11 protein-coding genes are annotated in these 16,475 nt (G+C 71.1%); 3 read left to right on the forward strand and 8 right to left on the reverse strand.

Going from position 1 to position 16,475, the window contains the following annotated elements:
• Positions 1-251 precede the first annotated feature (251 nt).
• The 5 genes from WMF39_RS41865 to WMF39_RS41885 form a co-directional block, all read right to left on the reverse strand.
• A complete protein-coding gene (locus WMF39_RS41865) occupies positions 252-1,166 on the reverse strand; it encodes a hypothetical protein (RefSeq protein WP_437742032.1) in 915 nt (304 codons plus the stop codon).
• Positions 1,167-1,445: 279 nt separating this feature from the next.
• A complete protein-coding gene (locus tag WMF39_RS41870) occupies positions 1,446-7,181 on the reverse strand; it encodes an AAA family ATPase (RefSeq protein WP_437742033.1) in 5,736 nt (1,911 codons plus the stop codon).
• 361 nt (positions 7,182-7,542) lie between these two features.
• Complete coding sequence (locus tag WMF39_RS41875; protein WP_437742034.1) at positions 7,543-8,511, reverse strand: hypothetical protein; 969 nt, start codon at positions 8,509-8,511, stop codon at positions 7,543-7,545.
• Between the two features lie 287 nt (positions 8,512-8,798).
• A complete protein-coding gene (locus WMF39_RS41880; protein WP_437742035.1) occupies positions 8,799-10,214 on the reverse strand; it encodes a hypothetical protein in 1,416 nt (471 codons plus the stop codon).
• On the reverse strand, positions 10,211-11,758 hold the full coding sequence (locus WMF39_RS41885; protein ID WP_437742036.1) for a YncE family protein: 1,548 nt from the start codon (positions 11,756-11,758) through the stop codon (positions 10,211-10,213). The genes WMF39_RS41880 and WMF39_RS41885 overlap by 4 nt, the downstream gene beginning before the upstream one ends.
• A 523-nt stretch (positions 11,759-12,281) precedes the next feature.
• Between WMF39_RS41885 and WMF39_RS41890 the strand changes: the two genes are divergently transcribed.
• On the forward strand, positions 12,282-13,175 hold the full coding sequence (locus WMF39_RS41890; protein WP_437742037.1) for a fibro-slime domain-containing protein: 894 nt from the start codon (positions 12,282-12,284) through the stop codon (positions 13,173-13,175).
• Positions 13,176-13,263: 88 nt separating this feature from the next.
• On the opposite strand, the gene WMF39_RS41895 is transcribed toward WMF39_RS41890, so the two are convergent.
• The 3 genes from WMF39_RS41895 to WMF39_RS41905 all read right to left on the reverse strand — a co-directional run bounded on the left by WMF39_RS41895 (position 13,264) and on the right by WMF39_RS41905 (position 14,156).
• Complete coding sequence (locus WMF39_RS41895; protein ID WP_437742038.1) at positions 13,264-13,506, reverse strand: hypothetical protein; 243 nt, start codon at positions 13,504-13,506, stop codon at positions 13,264-13,266.
• Positions 13,507-13,517: 11 nt separating this feature from the next.
• On the reverse strand, positions 13,518-13,751 hold the full coding sequence (locus WMF39_RS41900) for a hypothetical protein (protein ID WP_437742039.1): 234 nt from the start codon (positions 13,749-13,751) through the stop codon (positions 13,518-13,520).
• 72 nt (positions 13,752-13,823) lie between these two features.
• Positions 13,824-14,156, reverse strand: a complete 333-nt coding sequence (locus WMF39_RS41905; protein ID WP_437742040.1) for a hypothetical protein — start codon at positions 14,154-14,156, stop codon at positions 13,824-13,826.
• A gap of 131 nt (positions 14,157-14,287) precedes the next feature.
• Here WMF39_RS41905 and WMF39_RS41910 point away from each other — a divergent pair, with 131 nt between their 5' ends.
• Positions 14,288-15,415, forward strand: a complete 1,128-nt coding sequence (locus tag WMF39_RS41910; protein ID WP_437742041.1) for a S8 family serine peptidase — start codon at positions 14,288-14,290, stop codon at positions 15,413-15,415.
• Positions 15,416-16,017: 602 nt separating this feature from the next.
• On the forward strand, positions 16,018-16,392 hold the full coding sequence (locus WMF39_RS41915; RefSeq protein WP_437742042.1) for an RNA recognition motif domain-containing protein: 375 nt from the start codon (positions 16,018-16,020) through the stop codon (positions 16,390-16,392).
• The last annotated feature ends 83 nt before the right edge of the window (positions 16,393-16,475 follow it).

The following is a 16,475-nucleotide window of genomic DNA, read 5'->3' on the forward strand; positions in this document are numbered from 1 at the left end:
TCAGACGCGAGAGAAACCGAGAGAACTCCGCCTCATGGCGTCCTTCGGCGCCTCGGCACCTGATCATGCCCGCTGCCCGTGGAACGAAGGGGAAGTCCACGCGAAGGGCGAAGGTTGTTTTCTCGCCACCTCTGGCGAGTCGGTCGCGCGAAGTAGATGTGCGCTATGCCTGAAGATGTGCCGCTACTCGCACCACCGGTACACCGCAGCGGGCAGCGTCTCCGGAGAGACCCTTGCTTGACCGGCACCGCTCAGCTGGGGTCGTCGAGCACCTCGGCGAGCGACGCGGCGATGACGGCCCGCTCAAGCCATCGTTCCAGAGTTTCCGGGTTCTTCTCGGCCAGGATGCGCTCCCGCGCCACGTCCGGAACGGCGATGCCTCGAGCCCGGAGCGCGATCAGCACAGCACGCGCCGCCTCCTCGGCACGGCCTTCCTTTCGCTCCTCGGCCCGGAGATTCCTCTCGTAATCCTCGAACCACGCCCGGATCTCTGCGCTCACATCGTCCTCCTCGCCGATCGCCGGCTCCTGTCTTCCGAGCCGGAAGTGTACCAGCAACGGCTTGGCGATGCTCTTCTCCCACGCATCGTCCGGAAGCGCCGCCAGATCCGCCAGCGCCTCGCGCAGGAGGCGGCCCGAACCGAGCAGCCGCAGGAGCAGCGTCGCACGCGTCCGGGGCAGCTCGGCGAGCACCACGACACGCATCGCCAGGCCCGGCACGGCGTGGTAGACGCCTGGCTGCACCGGCTCGCAGCGGTAGGCGTCGAGCACCGTCTCAGGGCGCCCCGGGCCGATGACGACCAGCGCAGGGAAGTCCACCCCCGGCTGCGGCGACGCGTCGACGTCCTCGTCCGGCGCGACGGAACCGGCCGCCGAGCGGGCGCGGCGCTCGAGCTCGTGGTGCCACGTGAGCTGCTTGCGCAAGCACTGGCGGATCAGACGAAGGCTCGGCGTGCGGTGAAACGGCTCGAACAGGCTCGGCTCCGCCGAGAGCTCGCCGAGCAGGCCCATGCCGGCGCGCTCGGCGTGCCGCGCTGGATCAGGCACGCTGTAGACATCGATTTTCTGTGTCGCTGCCAGGACCTCGACCTCAGTCTCCGCCGCCGAGACGAGGCTCAGCCCGTCTCGCAGCAAGTTCTTGGAGAACTGGTCGGAGCGATTATGCATCGGAGCGCGACTCTAATCCATGCAGACAGCATGAACCACCAGGAATCGACGCGGGGGGACGAATTCAACGATCCAGAAATGACCGCGAACAGCGCGCGACAAACGTAACGCCTCACCGAACAACAAACACTTACGGACATGGGAAACTAATTGTGTAAAATCGTCATCGATCGCCACACACACCGTAACCCCGTGATGGGCAGGGAACCTCAGGGAGCGCAGACGCGCGCGTACAGGGCGCCATGGTCGCTCGCGATCATGATGTGAAGGAGCGCCCTCCTATCGAATCGATCCTATCGAATCGTTCGAGAAGACCGGCGCGCGCGGCGACACCGGCGGTCCGGCGCCGGGGAGCTCGACGGTGAACGTGGCGCCGGCCCCGGGCGCGCTCTCGACACGGATCGAGCCGCCGTGCGCCTGCGCGATCTGGCGGCTGATGTACAGGCCGAGCCCCAGCCCGCCGTAGTGCCGGTCGGACACGGCGCGCTCGAAGCGATCGAAGATCCGCTCCTGGCGCGCCGGGTCGACGCCGATCCCGTGATCCTTCACCGAGAGCCGCGTCGTCCCGGCCTCCTCGCCGAGGACGATCTCGATGGGCTTGCCCGCGCCGAACTTGATCGCGTTGGCGACGAGGTTCGTGACGATCTGGTCGACGCGGGAGCGATCCCAGGAGCCCACGTTCCGGCCGCTGATCCTCAGCGATACCGAGCAGCCGGCGCGCGCCAGATCCAGCTCGAACCGCGCGATCACGTCGCGCACGACGCCGCCGAGGTCGACCTCCGCGAGGTCGAGCGAGGCCCGATCCGTGTCGATCCTCGAGACCTCGACGAGCTCGCGGTTCAGGCGGGCGAGGCGCATCGCCTGCCGCAGCGCGCGCTCGACCTGCCTGCCCATCGCCGGCGGATCGCAGGGCCGACCCGAGCGAAGGCTCCTATCCATGGCCTCGAGCGAGAGCGTGAGCGACGTCATCGGCGTATTGAGCTCGTGCGTCGCCACGGTGAGGAACTCGTCCCGCATGCGGATGGCCTCCTGGGTAGCGCGGTACAGCCGCGCATTGTCGATCGCGAGCGCGGCCCTGTGCGCCACGTGCTGGACGATCTCCAGGTCGGCCTCCCCGTAGCAGCGCCCCGGCGCGGACGAGACGACGCTCAGCGCCCCGATCGGCCGCCCCCGCGCCATGAGCGGCACCGCGATGAGGCTCTGCACGCCGAGCTCGCGGATGAGCCTCGCATGCTCGTCGTCCTCGCAGTAGTGCCGGAGCTCTTCCTCGGAGCACCCGGAGACCAGCAACGGCTCACCACACCGCAGCGCCCTGGCCGCCGGATGGGGCGAATCCAGGGCAGGAGAATACCGACGCCGCAGCTGCTCGAGCAGCGACTCCTTGGCGGAATCCCTGTGCGCCCAGATGCTTCGCCGGATCTGCTCGCCTTCGGCGACATCGGTGATGCACCAGTCGCAGAGCGATTGCACCGCGAGCCGCGCGACGCGCGCCAGCGTCTCCTCGTAATCGAGCGACCCGGAGAGGATCTCCCCGGCCTCGGCCAGGAAGGCGGCGCGCCGCTCCGCCGCCTCGGCCCCGGTCCTCGCGGCATGCTCCTTGGAGAGGAGCCGCGCGTTCTCCAGGGAGATCGCGGCCTGCGCGGCGAGCAGCGACAGGGCGGTGAGCCGCTCCGGCGGGAACGCGCCGGCGAGGAGGTCGTTCTCCAGATAGAGCAGGCCCGCCACCTCCGCCTGCCTCAGGATGGGCATGCAGAGGACCGACCTGGGCTTGCGCCCCGCGAAGTACGCGTCGCCGGAGAACTTGCCGGCGAGAGCCTCGGTAGGGCTCAGGATGACGCGCTCCTTCGTCCGTTGCACGTAGCGGACGAGCGTCATGGGGACGCGCTGTGAAGCGCCCTCCCCGGAGCGCGGGAGGACGGTCCTCACCTCCCCGCTCTCCTCCAGGATGGCCTCGGCTCCGATGGAGAGGCGCTCGTCCTGGTGCAGGACGAGACAAGCTCGCTGCGCGCCGCCCTGCTCGAGGACGACCGTGAGCAGCGTCCGCAGGAGCTTGTCGAGGACGATCTCGCTCGAGATGGTCTGCGACGCCTTGACCACCGAGAGCTGGTCGAGCTGCTCGAACCGCGCCGCGAAGGAGGCGGTCGGGGCGAGCGGCCTCGCGTCCCAGAAACGCGGATTCCGCTGATCGATGTGCCGGACCTTGCCGTCCGCCCCCCAGCGGACATAGCAGGCGCGGGCCTCGCGGAGGTAGGTGTCGGCGATCAACTCGAACCCTCGCTCCCGGTAGAACCCCGACGCGATCTCGTAGGCCAGCGCCTCGTTGTGCACGAAGCCGCTCGCGCGCGCCGAGCGAATCGCCTGCTCGTAGAGCTGGGCAGCGTCGTCCCATGCGCCGCGGAGCCGCGCGATCTCGGCGCCGATCAGCGCCGCCCGGTCGCCGAAGTTCTCGGGGCAGCTCTCCGCCCAGGTGTCGATCTGCCGCTGGTGGGCGGCGAGCGCCTCGAGGTGCCGGCGCCGCTCGGCGGCGTCCGCCGCGAGGCAGCGCGCCGCCCGCACGAGCGCTCCATAGAAATGGTACTCGGCCACCTCGAAGAACGAGCCCGACGTCCAGAGGAGCGGCCGCGCCTTCTCCGCGGCCTCGAGCGAGCCGTCGAGATCGCCCGCGAGGAAGCGCGCTTGCAGCTTGCGTATCCAGTACCAGCAGGTCGCGATCGCGAGGCGCGGGTCACCCTCCAGGCGCTGCTCGAACCGGCGCTCGTCGAAGTCGGAGTCGCTGAAGGAGGAGAGAGCGGGCAAGAGGCCCCGGAGGGCCCGGATGAGCCTGAGCTGCGCGGTGACGATGTCGACCTCGAGGCCGAACCGCGCCCGCCGCACGAAGTCGAGCGCGCGCTCGGCCTCGCGCTGCACCTCGCCGAGGGGCTCTCCCGCGGCGAGGAGGATCGTGATCAGGCAGTTCTTGTTGTACGAAGCATACGTGATGTCCCCGGTCTCCTGCCCCGCCTCGAAGCCCCGTCGCAGGAGCTCGACGCCGGCGCGCATGTGCCTCACCCACGGGTTGACCCGGTGCCCGAAGCCCAAGTAGACGCGGGATTTGAGGCGCAGGGCCCCGCGGCGCTCCAGGAGCTCGAGGCCGAGCCTGGCGAACCGGTAGGCCATGCGGTAATCGCCGAAGCGCGGCCCGAGGAGCATGCCGAACCAGGTGTAGGCGAGGCACGATGCATCGCAGTTGCCGCGCTCGAGGCTGAGGGTCGTCATGCGCGTCACGACGAGGCAATTCAGGTTCGCGTCGGTGAACAGCGCCGGCGACTGCGCGTGGGTCAGGACCTCGAGGGTCGCGCGGCACTCCGGGTCCGTCATCCGGGGTGAGTCGATGAGGTCCTCGACCGAACGGCTCCCGAGCAGCTCCCAGACGCGCTCGTATTCCTTCCGTACCTCCTCGTCCGTGGGGTGCGGCGACCACGTGACGCCGACGCGGCGGAGGTAGTCGAGGCCGACGTCGACGCCGCGATCGCTGCGGTCCATGGTCGTGTAGAGGCCGAGGCGCACGCACGTGACGGCGGCCAGATCGACGAGGCTCGCGGCGCGGCGCGAGAGCGCCGAGAGCCGCTCCTCGGCCGCCGAGAGATCGCCGGTGAGGTACTCGCACTCGGCCCGATGGAGCTCGAGCTCGAAGGTGAGCTCGTACCGTCGCTCCCAGCGATCCTCCGGGAGCAGCGCCCTGCCGGCGGCCAGATACCTCAGCGCCAGGACGCAGGCGTTCGACCCCCTGGCGCGCTTGCCCGCGATGAGGTTGAGCTCAGCCACCCGCTCGCGCTCCGCCCGTGATGTGATCAGCGGAGCGCCTCGGTCGAGCTGATTGACGATCTCGAAGATCTTCTCCTCGAGCGCCTCCGGCGCCGCGCGCGACGCGAGCAGCCGGCCGATCCCGAGGTGCATCGCCGGCCGCTCGCCTTCGGGGATGAGCGAATAGGCGGCCTCCTGGACCCGGTCATGGACGAACCTGTACGAGGCGTCCCTGCGCAGGACCAGCCCCACGCGGACGGCATCCCAGAGGTCCGCGTGCGTCTCCTCCACCGAGCTGCCGCGGACCATCGCGAGGCGGTCGACGCCGGCGGTGCTCCCGAGACAGGCGAGGTGCTTCAGCGCCTCCTGGGTGCCCGGAGGGAGCCGCACGAGCTTGCCGACCATCAGGTCGATCACGTTGTCCGTGAAGCCCTTTTCGCGGATCTTCGCGACGTCCCACCGGAAGCTCTCGGCGCGCTCGTCGAGCTCGATGAGCCGCTCCTCGTGCAGCGCGGTGAGGAACTGGATCGCGAAGAAGGGGTTGCCGGCCGTCTTCTCGTGGACGAGGGCCGAGAGCTGCGCGGCGTCCTCGCTGCGGCAGCGGAGCGCGTCGCCGACGAGCGCGCCGAGGTGCTCCCGGGAGAGCGGGCCGAGCACGATGTCCGAGACGCGCGCGCCGTCCTTTCGCACCTTGTCGAGCGCCGCCATGAGCGGGTGCGAGGGCGTCACCTCGTTGTCGCGGTACGCGCCGACGACGAGGAGGTGGCGCGTCTCCGGGTGGGTCATCAGATCATGAAGGAGCCCGAGGCTCGCGGGGTTGGTCCACTGGAGATCGTCGAGGAAGAGCACGAGCGGGTGCTCCTTCCGGGCAAACGCCCCGATGAACCTCCGGAACACGACGCGGAACCGGTGCTGCGCCTCGGCCAGCGGGAGCTCAGGGGCCTGCGGTTGCCGGCCGATGACGAGCTCGACCTGCGGGATGACGTCCACGATGAGCTGTCCGTTGGGCCCGAGCGCGTCGAGCAGCCGCTGCCGGAGGGCCGCGATCCGGTCCTCGGGCTCGGCGAGGATCTCGCACACGACATCCCGGAAGGCCTGGACGAGCGTGAAGTGAGGGATGCCGCGGTTGGATCGTTCGAACTTCCCCGAAAGAAACAGGGCTCGTTCCCGGACGATCGGTTTGTAGAGCTCGTGAACGAGGGCCGACTTTCCGCTGCCGGAATAGCCAGAGACCAGGACGAGCTCGGGGACCCCCGTGTCCACGACGCGCTCGAACGTGCGCCGGAAGGCGCTCACCTCGCGCTCGCGGCCATAGAGCTTCTGCGGGAGCTGGACGCGGCCGGAGATGTCGCGCTCGCCCAGGGAGAACGGCTCGATCCTGCCGCACGCCCGGTGCTGCGAGAGGCACCGCTCGAGGTCGTGCCTGAGGCCGCGGGCGGTCTGGTAGCGATCCTCCGCCATCTTGGCGAGGAGCTTCAGGACGATCGCCGAGAGGACCTCGGGCATCCCGGGGACGATCGCGGAGGGCGGCGGCGGGGCGAGGGCGACGTGGCAGTGCACCCACTCGAGCGGATCCCGCGCCACGAAGGGCAGGCGCCCCGTGAGCATCTGGTAGAAGGTGACGCCGATCGCATAGAGATCTGCGCGGCTGTCGATCGCCCGATTCATTCGCCCCGTCTGCTCCGGAGACAGGTACGGCAAGGAGCCTTCGATGAGCCGGGGAGTCCCGACCGGGGGCTGCTCGCGGGGGAGGCGGGAGGCAAGGCCGAAGTCGGCGAGCTTCACCTCGCCCGTGGTCGCGTTGACGAGGATGTTCTGGGGCTTGAGATCCTTGTGGAGGATGTCCCGCTGGTGGAGCTCCGCCACGCAGGTGACGAGACGTACCGCGAGATCGAGGAACCGCCCGGCGCTCATGGGCGCGTCGATGAGGAGGAGGTGATCGAGCGACTCGCCGCCGAAATCCTCCATGACGAGCGCCGGCAGCCCCTCGAACGTCTCGAGGGCGAGCGGTTCGACGAAGGCCTCGTGGCGGAGACCCTTGCCCATCGTGTACTCGCGCCGGAGGCGCTCGATGTCCTGCGAGCAGCCGCTCCTCGGGTCGATGACCTTCAAGATCACCGGGCGGCCATCGGCGCTCCGGACCGCGCGAAGCAGGCGGGTTCTTCCGCCCTCGTGGAGGGTCCCGGTGATCGTGTACGGGGAGGGAGCGCGCATCTCCTTGGGCAGACTCACGAGGACGACATGCCGCAAAGCGCTGGCGCCGGTCGGCCGGGGGGGACATCGAGGCCGTCGGCGACCCCGGAGCGGCCGAGCCCGTGTGCCGCCCCGAGGGGGCTCAGCCATACAACCGGCGCGCACACACGGATCCCGCCAAACACCGCGCCGCCCGCCCCATGCTCCCGCGATCGTGACATCGTCAGACCCCTCCTGTATCGATACACTATCGATACCACGAGGACCCCGCTGCGCCCGCCCCTGGACGGACGGCGACCCCAGGAGGGGATTCACGAAGCGATCGCTCGGCTGCTCGGGCCGCCGGTCGCGCCGGACGGGCGAGCGAGCCTGGACCGATGGTCGGATCAGGATCGGGAATCTAGAAGGCGAATGGCACGTCGATCTGCAGGATCTTGTGCTCTGACGCCGTCATCGGATCATCGAGCCCCATCGCGAACGCGACCCCGGGGCGCAACCACATCTTCTCTCCCAGCTTGAAGTGGCCGCGCGGCCCCACGGCCACCGTCGTCGTCTCGCGCGTCGCGCGGGAGGCGTCCTTCTGCACGGAGACCGGCGTCGAGAGCCAGCGCTGGTGCCGGAGCTCGGCGCCGATCGACAGCATCGGGACGACGAAGTAGCCGAGGTGCACGCCGGCGGTGAAGTTCGTCTTCGACGAGTCCGGCTGCACGTCCTCCCCGCGGACGCGCACGAGCTGGAGCACCGTGGCCTCGATCTGCGCGGTGAAGCCGTGCGCTACATAGGCGAGCCCGACGCCCGGGAAGACCGTGAGGTCGTTGACGGCGAACATCGCGTTATCCATCGCCGAGCGGGCGTAGATCCCCGCCGTCCTCGCGGGGCCCATCTCCGGGCTCGGCGTGTTGCCGCCGCCGGAGCCCACGGGCACCGTGAGGCCAAGGAACAGGGCGAGTCGCAGCTCCGGCGTGAGCTTCAGCGCGTAGGTGGCGCCGACGACAGGGTTCAGGAACCCGAAGCCCGAGTCGCCCGCAGGCGGGGAGTTCGAGACGACGCCGAGCCGCACGAGCGGGGCCAGCTCGTCGGTCACCTTGTAGCTGAAGAGCAGCGTGGACGCGACTGTCGAGCCGGAGGAGCTCGCGGAAGGAGCGCTGTAGAAGGCGATCGCGGTGTCGGAGCGCACGACGGACACGGCGACCACCGGACGGAGCTGAAACGGCAACGAATACGGAGGCGGCTTGGGCTTGTCCGCCGGCGGCTCCGCGGCGGCAGGCTCCGTCGCGGGCTGAGCCGACGCCTGAAACGCAGGCAGACAAAGGAGGCTCGCGCCGAAGAGCACACGGAACAACGGACGACATGGATGCTTGTTGGTCATGGGCAGAGCAGGGGGTTGGGCTGGAGGACAACCGCTGTGGCCTCGTCGCCAGCGCAACGAGACGGCCTTCGGAACTGCCGTCGGCTCTGCTGAGCCTGCTCCCACTCTCCGCGCAGAGAGGTTTCGCAAAGATGACAGGGACGAAATGATGGCGCGTGTTCGACACCTCTGTTCGCCGGAGATGTCGTTACCTGCGCGCCGCGGAACCTCGGAGAAACCTGCCGGCCATCAAGACGAGCCGCGGGCGAGCGATGCGCGGAGCGCCGATCCGCCGCCGCGGCCGGGCCTTACCGCTCGAGCACCGTGATCGAGCGGTCCCAGTACGACGCGACCACCGCCCGCGCGCCGTCCTTCGAGACCGCCACGGCGCACGCGCCCTTGCCCGTGGGCAGCGACGCGACGACCCTCGGCGGGTCGCCCGCGATGACCACGACGCCGCTGCCGACCGGAGGCCACCGGGTCCCGCCGAGCGCCACGAAGAGCGTCTTGCGGTCGGGCGACGTGACGCCCGTCAGCGGCACCCCGCGGAGCGGGAGCGTGCTCTTCACTTCCATCGTCGACAGGTCGATGACGCTCGCGGTCCGCGCCTCGGCGTTGAGCGTGATGCCGTACCGGTCCTCATCGAGCAAGAAGCCCGCGGTCGGGCCGACGCCGACGGGCGTCTTCCTCGTCTCGGTCACCCCGGCGACGCTCAGCAGGATCGCCGTGTTGGACAGCCGATCGGGGAAGAACACGGCGCCGCCATCCCGCGTGATGTCGCCCTCGCGCGGCTCGCGCCCGACCGCGATGCTCCGCCGGGTCGCGCCGAACGGCGACTCGCTCGGATCGAACAGGTCGATCCACGCGCCCCCCGGCCGGCCCGCGTGCGTCAGCGCGCCGAGCGCCGCGATGTAGGGGCGCCCCTCGGCCTGCACGAGGAACAGCTGCCCCGTGGCGTGCGGGAGCGTGATGTTCGCGAGCCGCACCCCCGTCGGCAGCTCGAACTTCGTCACGCGCTTCGTGTCCGTCGTCGCCGCGACCACCGTCCTGCCGTCCGGCAGCGCCACGATGTCGCCCGGCGTGCGGCCGACGTCGAGCAGGACCGGATCGCGATCCCACGCGGTCGTGTCCATCACCGGGATCCGCGCGGCGTCCTCGTGCCGCAGCACCGCGACGTAGCGGTCGAACAGGAGCCGGATGTGGTCGCCCTGCGCCGGCATCGACGCCTTGTGGATGAGCTCGCCGCTCTGGAGCTTGTACTCGCGCAGCGAGGCGTCGTCGGCGCTGACGTAGATCGACGTGCCGCTCGGGTTGAAGACCACGTCGAGCGGGTGCACGTCCCCGATCCGGAACTCGCGGGCGCGCCAGCGGCCCTTCGGCTCCGCCGGGGGCGGCGCGGGCTCGGCGGCGTCGGGGCCGAACGCCGCGGGGTCCGGCGCGTCGTCCGGCGCGGCGCGCGAGGCGGCGCCCTCCGGCGCGAGCGCGGTCAGCGGCGGCGCCTCGCCGACGGGCGACTTCAGGCTGGTCAGGGTGGCGATGATCACGGCCGCGACGCCGCTCGCCACGGTCACCGCGGCCCGCGCCAGGCGCGGCTCGCGGCCGGAGAGCGACCCCACGGAGCCGCGGTGGCGCTCGCCGAGCCACCCCTTGCAGGCGCGGCACTTGCGCGCCCCCTCGACGATCCGCGCGCCGCAGCTCGGGCACGGGACGCGACGCTCGCTCATTGCAGCACCCATGCGACCTTGGCGCGATCGCCGAGCGCGAGCGCCGAGCCGCCGTCCGGGGCGAGCCGCACCCGCGTCGGCTCGCCGCCGAGCGGGTGGACCTTCGCCGCGTAGCTCTTCAGATCGACCAGGGCCACCGAGCCCGCCCCGTCGCCGCTCAGCGCGACGACCGCCTGCGCCCCGTCCGGAGCGATGGCCATGTCGAGCGCGCGGCCGGGGAACGTGACGGCGCGGAGCAGCTCGCGCTTCGACAGATCGAAGACCTGGATCGCCCGCCCCTCGTTGCACCGCACGATCGCGCGCCGGTCGCTCCGGACGAGCGCGATCTGCTCCGGCTCCCGGCACGTCGTGATGCGCGCCTCCTGCCGGACCGCGCCCGACGGGAGCCAGGTGAGCGGCACCAGGGTGTTCTCGGCCCGGAGGGCCACGAAGCCCGCCGAGCCGTCGGGGATCATGAGCGCGCTGGCCGGGTTGCCCACCATCGAGGTGCGCACGCGATCCTGCTCCGAGCCGAGCCGGCTCGGGTCGAACGGATAGGCGACGCCGCCCGACGGCTCGCCCTTGCCGGGCAGCGGGAGCTGGCCCGTCGTCGTGATCGCGCGGGTGCCGCTGTCGTCCACGGCCACCGGGCCCACGGCGTCGTCGCCGAACTGGATGCGCTCGATCTCGGCGTGGTACTCGGTCGCGAGGATCGCCACCGCGTGCGCCGCCGGCAGCGAGGCGAGCGCGCGCCGGCCCGAGGCGCCTACCTGGATGTCGCCCACGGCCTCGCCGAGCTCGATCGTCTTGAGCAGCCGCGTCGTGGCGGCGTCGATCACGTAGATGCGCGAGGGCGCGGTCGCGTAGACGACGTCGCCCACGCGGTGCAGGCGCCGGACGTGGGGCGCCTCGGAGACGAGGCTCAGCGCCTGGCCGGTCCGGGAGCTGCGCACCTCCAGGCCGGCGGACAGCGCGACCACGAAGCGGTCACGGTCGAGCGGGAGCGCGTCGAGCGCGTCCTTGGGGAGCGAGAAGGGGCCGGCGATCGAGGGCGCGTGCGTGTCGGCCAGGTGGCCGACGTCGTTCGGGCGCTGCCAGACGCAGCGGCCGAGCTGGCATGACTCGCCGCTCCAGCACGGCGCCCCGCACACCGGGGCCGGGGGAGCGACCGGCGACGCGGCCCGGGACGGCGCGAACCGGTGGGGCGCCAGGTAACGGAGCGCGCCGCCGGTGCTGATGAGCCCCAGGATCGCGCCGATCGTGACGAGCGGGCGCCAGTGGAGGGAGAGCCAGCTCGCGTCCTTGGGAGCATCGGGGATCGAAGGCGCCGTCGCCGTCCGCCTGGGCGCGTCGGCCGGCTCCCCGCACTCGGGGCAGAGGGCGACCCCGGCGGCGATGCGCTCGAGGCAGACAGGACAGGTCGCCTCGCCGGCGCCGGTCGATCGCCGGGGCGGCGGCTCCGTCCACGGGACAGGCACCGGGCTCGCCTCGGCGGCGTGGAGAGCCTCCCGCGCCTCAGCGGCGCTGGAGCCGGGCTCGGTATCGCTCCGCGTCTCGTGGTCCACTGCGCACCTGCGTCTCTTCCGTGTCCGTGACGAGCGGACCTCGCGTAACCCGAGCGTGCCCGGAAGTCGAGCCTTTCGTGCCGGCGCAGCGGCCCCGGCGACGTGGCCCAAGCCACGAGCGGCGCGCGCCGTGGACGAAACGACGTGGCAGGAGATCGCACCGCCACGAAAGATGCCTCGCGCGGCGGGGCGAGGGCCGCCGGCGCAGCAGAGGGGAGCATGGTTGTGGCCGTCAGCTCGGCATTCGGCCGTTGCGCGTCAGCTCGGGAGTCGGCCGGCGGCCGCCGGGTGGCCGAAGCGTCGATATCACCGAATTGACGTGCTCCCTGCGCCCGGCGCGCTTGCGCGCCATGACTCGCCGAGCGAACACCATCAGAAGAAAATCCCAGCACCATCAAAAGAATAGGCACATTTGCCGGGTGCAATTCCACAAGATAACGCACCACGTCAGCACGCCGGGAGGACACCCTCATGCTAATTTACCGGCGGGGTCTTGGGACGGCATCTTAACACGAGGTTGGCGATGAAAAAGACGGCTGGGTGCGTGGCGGCGCTTGCGCTTATGGGCGTGCTGGGCGCGTGTAGCGCAGAGAATCAGGGGAACAGCAGCAGCGGAGGCGACGCGTCATCGCAGGGGCAGGGCGCAGGCGGGCCCGGCGGGACCACCGGTGGGCCCAGCGGGACGGGCGGCTACGATGACAGCTTCGGCTCGGTCGATCCCACCGTCAGCAGCAGCGGTGTCGGCGGGAACCCCGGGGAGGACCAGGAAACCGGCAAGTCGTGCGACGGCAAGTTCACCGGCCGGGTGCGCGACTTCCAGGAGGCGCACCCCGACATGGAGCCGCAGGACGAGGGCAAGTGCATCAACTGCGACGATCACATGATCGTCACGGACACCCTCGGAGAGGACCTGAAACCCGTCTATGCCGGCGGGGCCGAGGGCACCACGACCACGACCGGCAAGGAGAACTTCGACGTGTGGTTCCGCGACACCGAGGGCGTGAACATGCCGATGAACCTCACGCTGCAGTTCGAGGACCCCGAAGGCGACGGCGTGTGGACGTACAACAACCGGGAGTTCTTCCCGGTCGACGAGGCGCTGTTCGGCAACGAGGGGCGGCCGCACAACTACCATTTCACCTTCGAGATGCACATGGGCTTCCAGTACAAGGGCGGCGAGCAGTTCACGTTCGCCGGCGACGACGACGTCTTCACGTACATCAACGGGAAGAAGGTGGTCGACCTCGGGGGCATCCACGCCGAGCAGCTCGAGGTCGTCGACCTCGACGACCTCGGGCTCGAGATCGGGAAGACGTATCAGCTCGACTTCTTCTTCGCCGAGCGCCACGTGACCGACTCTCACTTCCGGATCGACACATCGATCGAGTTCCTCAACTGCGGCATCCAGGTCAACTGACGCCGGCGACGGGCGAGGCCGCGCGCCTGGCCCTCCCGTAGCGCCTCGTCGGGGTGCCCCCTCCCTGCGACGCTCGCGCGCGCGGCGATCAGTCAGAGCAGGCGAACTGCGGCGGATCGCTCTCCATCACGGCGCAGCCCGAACCGCACTCCTCGAAACAGTCCATGCAGTCGGCGTACGAGGCGGCCCGCGCGGGCGAGGTGACCTCGCCGACGTGCTCGGCGCACACCTCCCTCGCCTTCTCCGTGTCGTAGCCGCCACAGCCGGACACGGCGCCCGCGACCGCGACGAGGACGGCGACCAACAGCGAGCTCTTCCTGTCCTTGCTCATATAGCTCCCTCTCATTCTGCGCAGGTGAACGTCTGCGGGCACGCCCCCGACGGCTCGCAGGCGTCGCCGCACTCCTCGTAGCAGCTCACGCACGCCTCGTGGCTCTCGTCGGTGGAGCAGGACGGCACCGCGTCGCGCAGCTGGGCACAGCGCTGCTGCGCCTCCTCCGTCGAGAGCCCCCCGCAGCCACCCGCGAGCGCGACCAGCGAGAGCAGCGCCGCGCCAATCCCCAGCCTTCGAGCCATCCAAGCCTCCCTTCGAGCCATCCAAGCCTATCCGAAGCGCCACGACAGGGCGCGGCTTTCCGGGGCGCGCGCTCAGCCGTCCGCCGGCCTCGGCACCGTGACGAGCCCGTAGGTCCCCGCGCCGCTCACCTGGATCCACGCGCGCAGCACCTGGATCGGCCGCCCCGCCCGCGCCACGGCGGCCACCGCGTCGCCGAGGTCGCGCGCGCACGCGGCGTGCAGGTCGTCGGTCGTCTCGTGGTCCTCCGCGGAGCGGCGGATCCAGACCGCGGTCGACGGCATCACCGCGCCCTCGTGCCTGTCCTGCCAGCGCCTGCCGACGAGGTGCGCGCGGAGGAGCTTCCTCGCTTCCGGGGGCGTGTCCGGGTGGAGCTCATACACCATCGTCGCGATGAACGACCTCATGCGCCCGAGCCTGCCGGAGCGCCGCGCGCCCGTCCAGACGGCGCGCTGCGCGCGTCCGCCGGACGAGCGGGCGGGCTCGCGCGGAGTTCCCGAGGGCAGGGGCGGCGGAACGGTGAAATAGTGTCGCGCCGATGCCTCCAAGCGACCTCGACCCCCGGCGCATCCTGCCGATCGCGGACCGGCTCCACGCGGACCCCGGCTACGCCGGCCGCGGCGTCACCATCGCCTTCCTCGACTCCGGCTTTTACGCCCACCCGGACCTCACCACACCCCGGAACCGCGTCCTCGCCTACCACGACCTCTTCGCGCCCGAGGCGGGCCCCTCGGCGCTCGAGCACGGGGACGCCTCGTCGTGGCACGGCATGATGACCTCGGTGGTCGCCGCCGGGAACGGCGCGCTCTCCGACGGGCGCTTCCGCGGCCTCGCCTGGGAGGCGAACCTCGTGCTGGTCAAGGTCGGCTTCGCCCACCGCATCATCCACGACGACATCCGGCGGGGCATCGAATGGGTGATCGCGCACCGCGAGCAGCACGGGATCCGTGTGCTCAACATCTCCTGCGGCGGCGATTACGAGGAGTCGTACCTGACCGGGAGCCTGTCGCGCGCCGCCGACGACGCGACCCGGCACGGCATCGTGGTCGTGGCCGCCGCGGGCAACGCGGGGCACGACCCGGGGCACCGCGTCCTGCCGCCGGCCAGCGCGCCGAGCGTCATCGCCGTCGGGGGGCTCGACGACGGCGGCGCAGGAGAGCAGACGTGGAACTACCACTCTTCGTACGGCCTCACCCTCGACGGGCTGCAGAAGCCGGAGCTCATCGCGCCGGCGATCTGGCTGGCGGCGCCCATCCTGCCCGGGACGCCGACGGCGGCGCAGGCGCAGCTCCTCTCGCTGCTCGACCGCGCCCGGGACGAGGAGCTGCCCGGGCTGCTCGTCGAGCACGCGTGCGTCGATCCGGACCTCGACGCCATCGCCGGCCGCGAGCCGTACCTCGTGCGCCAGCTCGCGGCGGCCAAGCTGCGCGACCAGAAGGTGATCTCCGGCAATTACAAACACGTGGACGGGACGAGCTTCGCCGCGCCGATCGTGAGCAGCGTCGTGGCGCAGATGCTCGAGGCGAACCCGCGCCTCTCCCCGCAGCAATGCCGGCGCATCCTGATGAAGACCGCGCGCGGGCTGCCCGGCATCGCGCCGGAGCGCCAGGGCTTCGGCGTCGTGCAGCCCCGCGCCGCGGTGGCCGCCGCGCGCGCCGCCGCGTGAGCTCGCCGGCGTCCACGCGGCGAAGAGGTCGCTGGCGCTCGAGCTGACCTGCGCCGTGACGTCGCGCTCGGAGCCGTCCTGGAAGCGGCCGATCGCCGCGAGCTGCACGGCGGCGGGCTCGCCGTGGGCGAGCGCGACGGACCTCCAGGTCGAGCTCCGGACAGGCAGGGTACCGCGCCGGTCTGACGGCCGGCTCGCCGGGACTTCGAGCACGAACGGCGCGAGGAGGCCCGGAGCCCGTTCGTCCACATCGCACGGGGCATCGCGGCACGAGGCGCACGCCGTATCCAACGGGGGGTGCGCGCCGTCGCCGCCGCCGTCCGACGGTCCGGCTCGCCGCGCGCGGCGGTGGTCAGGAACAGGCAGACGCGGCCAGCCTGGGGGAATACCTTGCGTACCCCGCCGCCGGCCGGTAGCTTCCGGAGCGCCTCAAGGCTCGTTCGTCCTCGACCTCTGATCCGGCCGCCTGCTGCAACGTGGTTGCCTCGTCCGAACGTGGGGTGACGGCCGGTCGTCGGGGAGCGTTTTCGCGTGCGGCCCGCGGCACGATCCGGGCCGTTCGCGAGGGAAGCGGGGATCGTGCAACGGGATTGGCGGCAGACATGAGCAAGCGGCTTTATGTGGGGAACCTGGCGTTCCATTCGACGGAAGACAGCCTGCGCACCGCGTTCGAAGGGGCCGGCGTCGAGGTACTCTCGATTCAGTTGATGACAGACAGGATGACCGGGCAGTCGCGCGGGTTCGGGTTCGTCGAGGTGAGCGATGCCCAGGCGCAGGCGGCCATCAACGCGCTGCACGGCAAGGACCTCGACGGCCGTACCCTGACGGTCAACGAGGCGCGCGAGCGCACCGGCGGCCCCGGCGGCGGCGGCGGCGGTGGCGGCTTCCGCGGGGGTGGCGGCGGCGGCGGCGGCCGTGGAGGTGGCGGCGGCGGGCGCGGCGGTGGCCGCGGCGGCGGCGGGCGCGACCGCTGGTAGCGCTGCAAGATCGACCCCGACGGCGCGGTCAGCGCCGCGCGGGGCTTCTCGCCGCCTCGACCACGGGCGCCGGGGCGCGGAGC

Source organism: Sorangium sp. So ce1504, from assembly GCF_051521635.1.
GTDB lineage: Bacteria > Myxococcota_A > Polyangia > Polyangiales > Polyangiaceae > Sorangium > Sorangium cellulosum_B.

Excerpts from the sequence above, each read along its gene's own strand:
- WMF39_RS41900 (WP_437742039.1), bottom strand. The coding sequence starts at position 13,751 with ATGGCTCGAAGGCTGGGGATTGGCGCGGCGCTGCTCTCGCTGGTCGCG.
- WMF39_RS41910 (WP_437742041.1), top strand. The coding sequence starts at position 14,288 with ATGCCTCCAAGCGACCTCGACCCCCGGCGCATCCTGCCGATCGCGGAC.
- WMF39_RS41905 (WP_437742040.1), bottom strand. The coding sequence starts at position 14,156 with ATGAGGTCGTTCATCGCGACGATGGTGTATGAGCTCCACCCGGACACG.
- WMF39_RS41880 (WP_437742035.1), bottom strand. The coding sequence starts at position 10,214 with ATGAGCGAGCGTCGCGTCCCGTGCCCGAGCTGCGGCGCGCGGATCGTC.
- WMF39_RS41875 (WP_437742034.1), bottom strand. The coding sequence starts at position 8,511 with ATGACCAACAAGCATCCATGTCGTCCGTTGTTCCGTGTGCTCTTCGGC.
- WMF39_RS41915 (WP_437742042.1), top strand. The coding sequence starts at position 16,018 with ATGAGCAAGCGGCTTTATGTGGGGAACCTGGCGTTCCATTCGACGGAA.
- WMF39_RS41895 (WP_437742038.1), bottom strand. The coding sequence starts at position 13,506 with ATGAGCAAGGACAGGAAGAGCTCGCTGTTGGTCGCCGTCCTCGTCGCG.
- WMF39_RS41865 (WP_437742032.1), bottom strand. The coding sequence starts at position 1,166 with ATGCATAATCGCTCCGACCAGTTCTCCAAGAACTTGCTGCGAGACGGG.
- WMF39_RS41890 (WP_437742037.1), top strand. The coding sequence starts at position 12,282 with ATGAAAAAGACGGCTGGGTGCGTGGCGGCGCTTGCGCTTATGGGCGTG.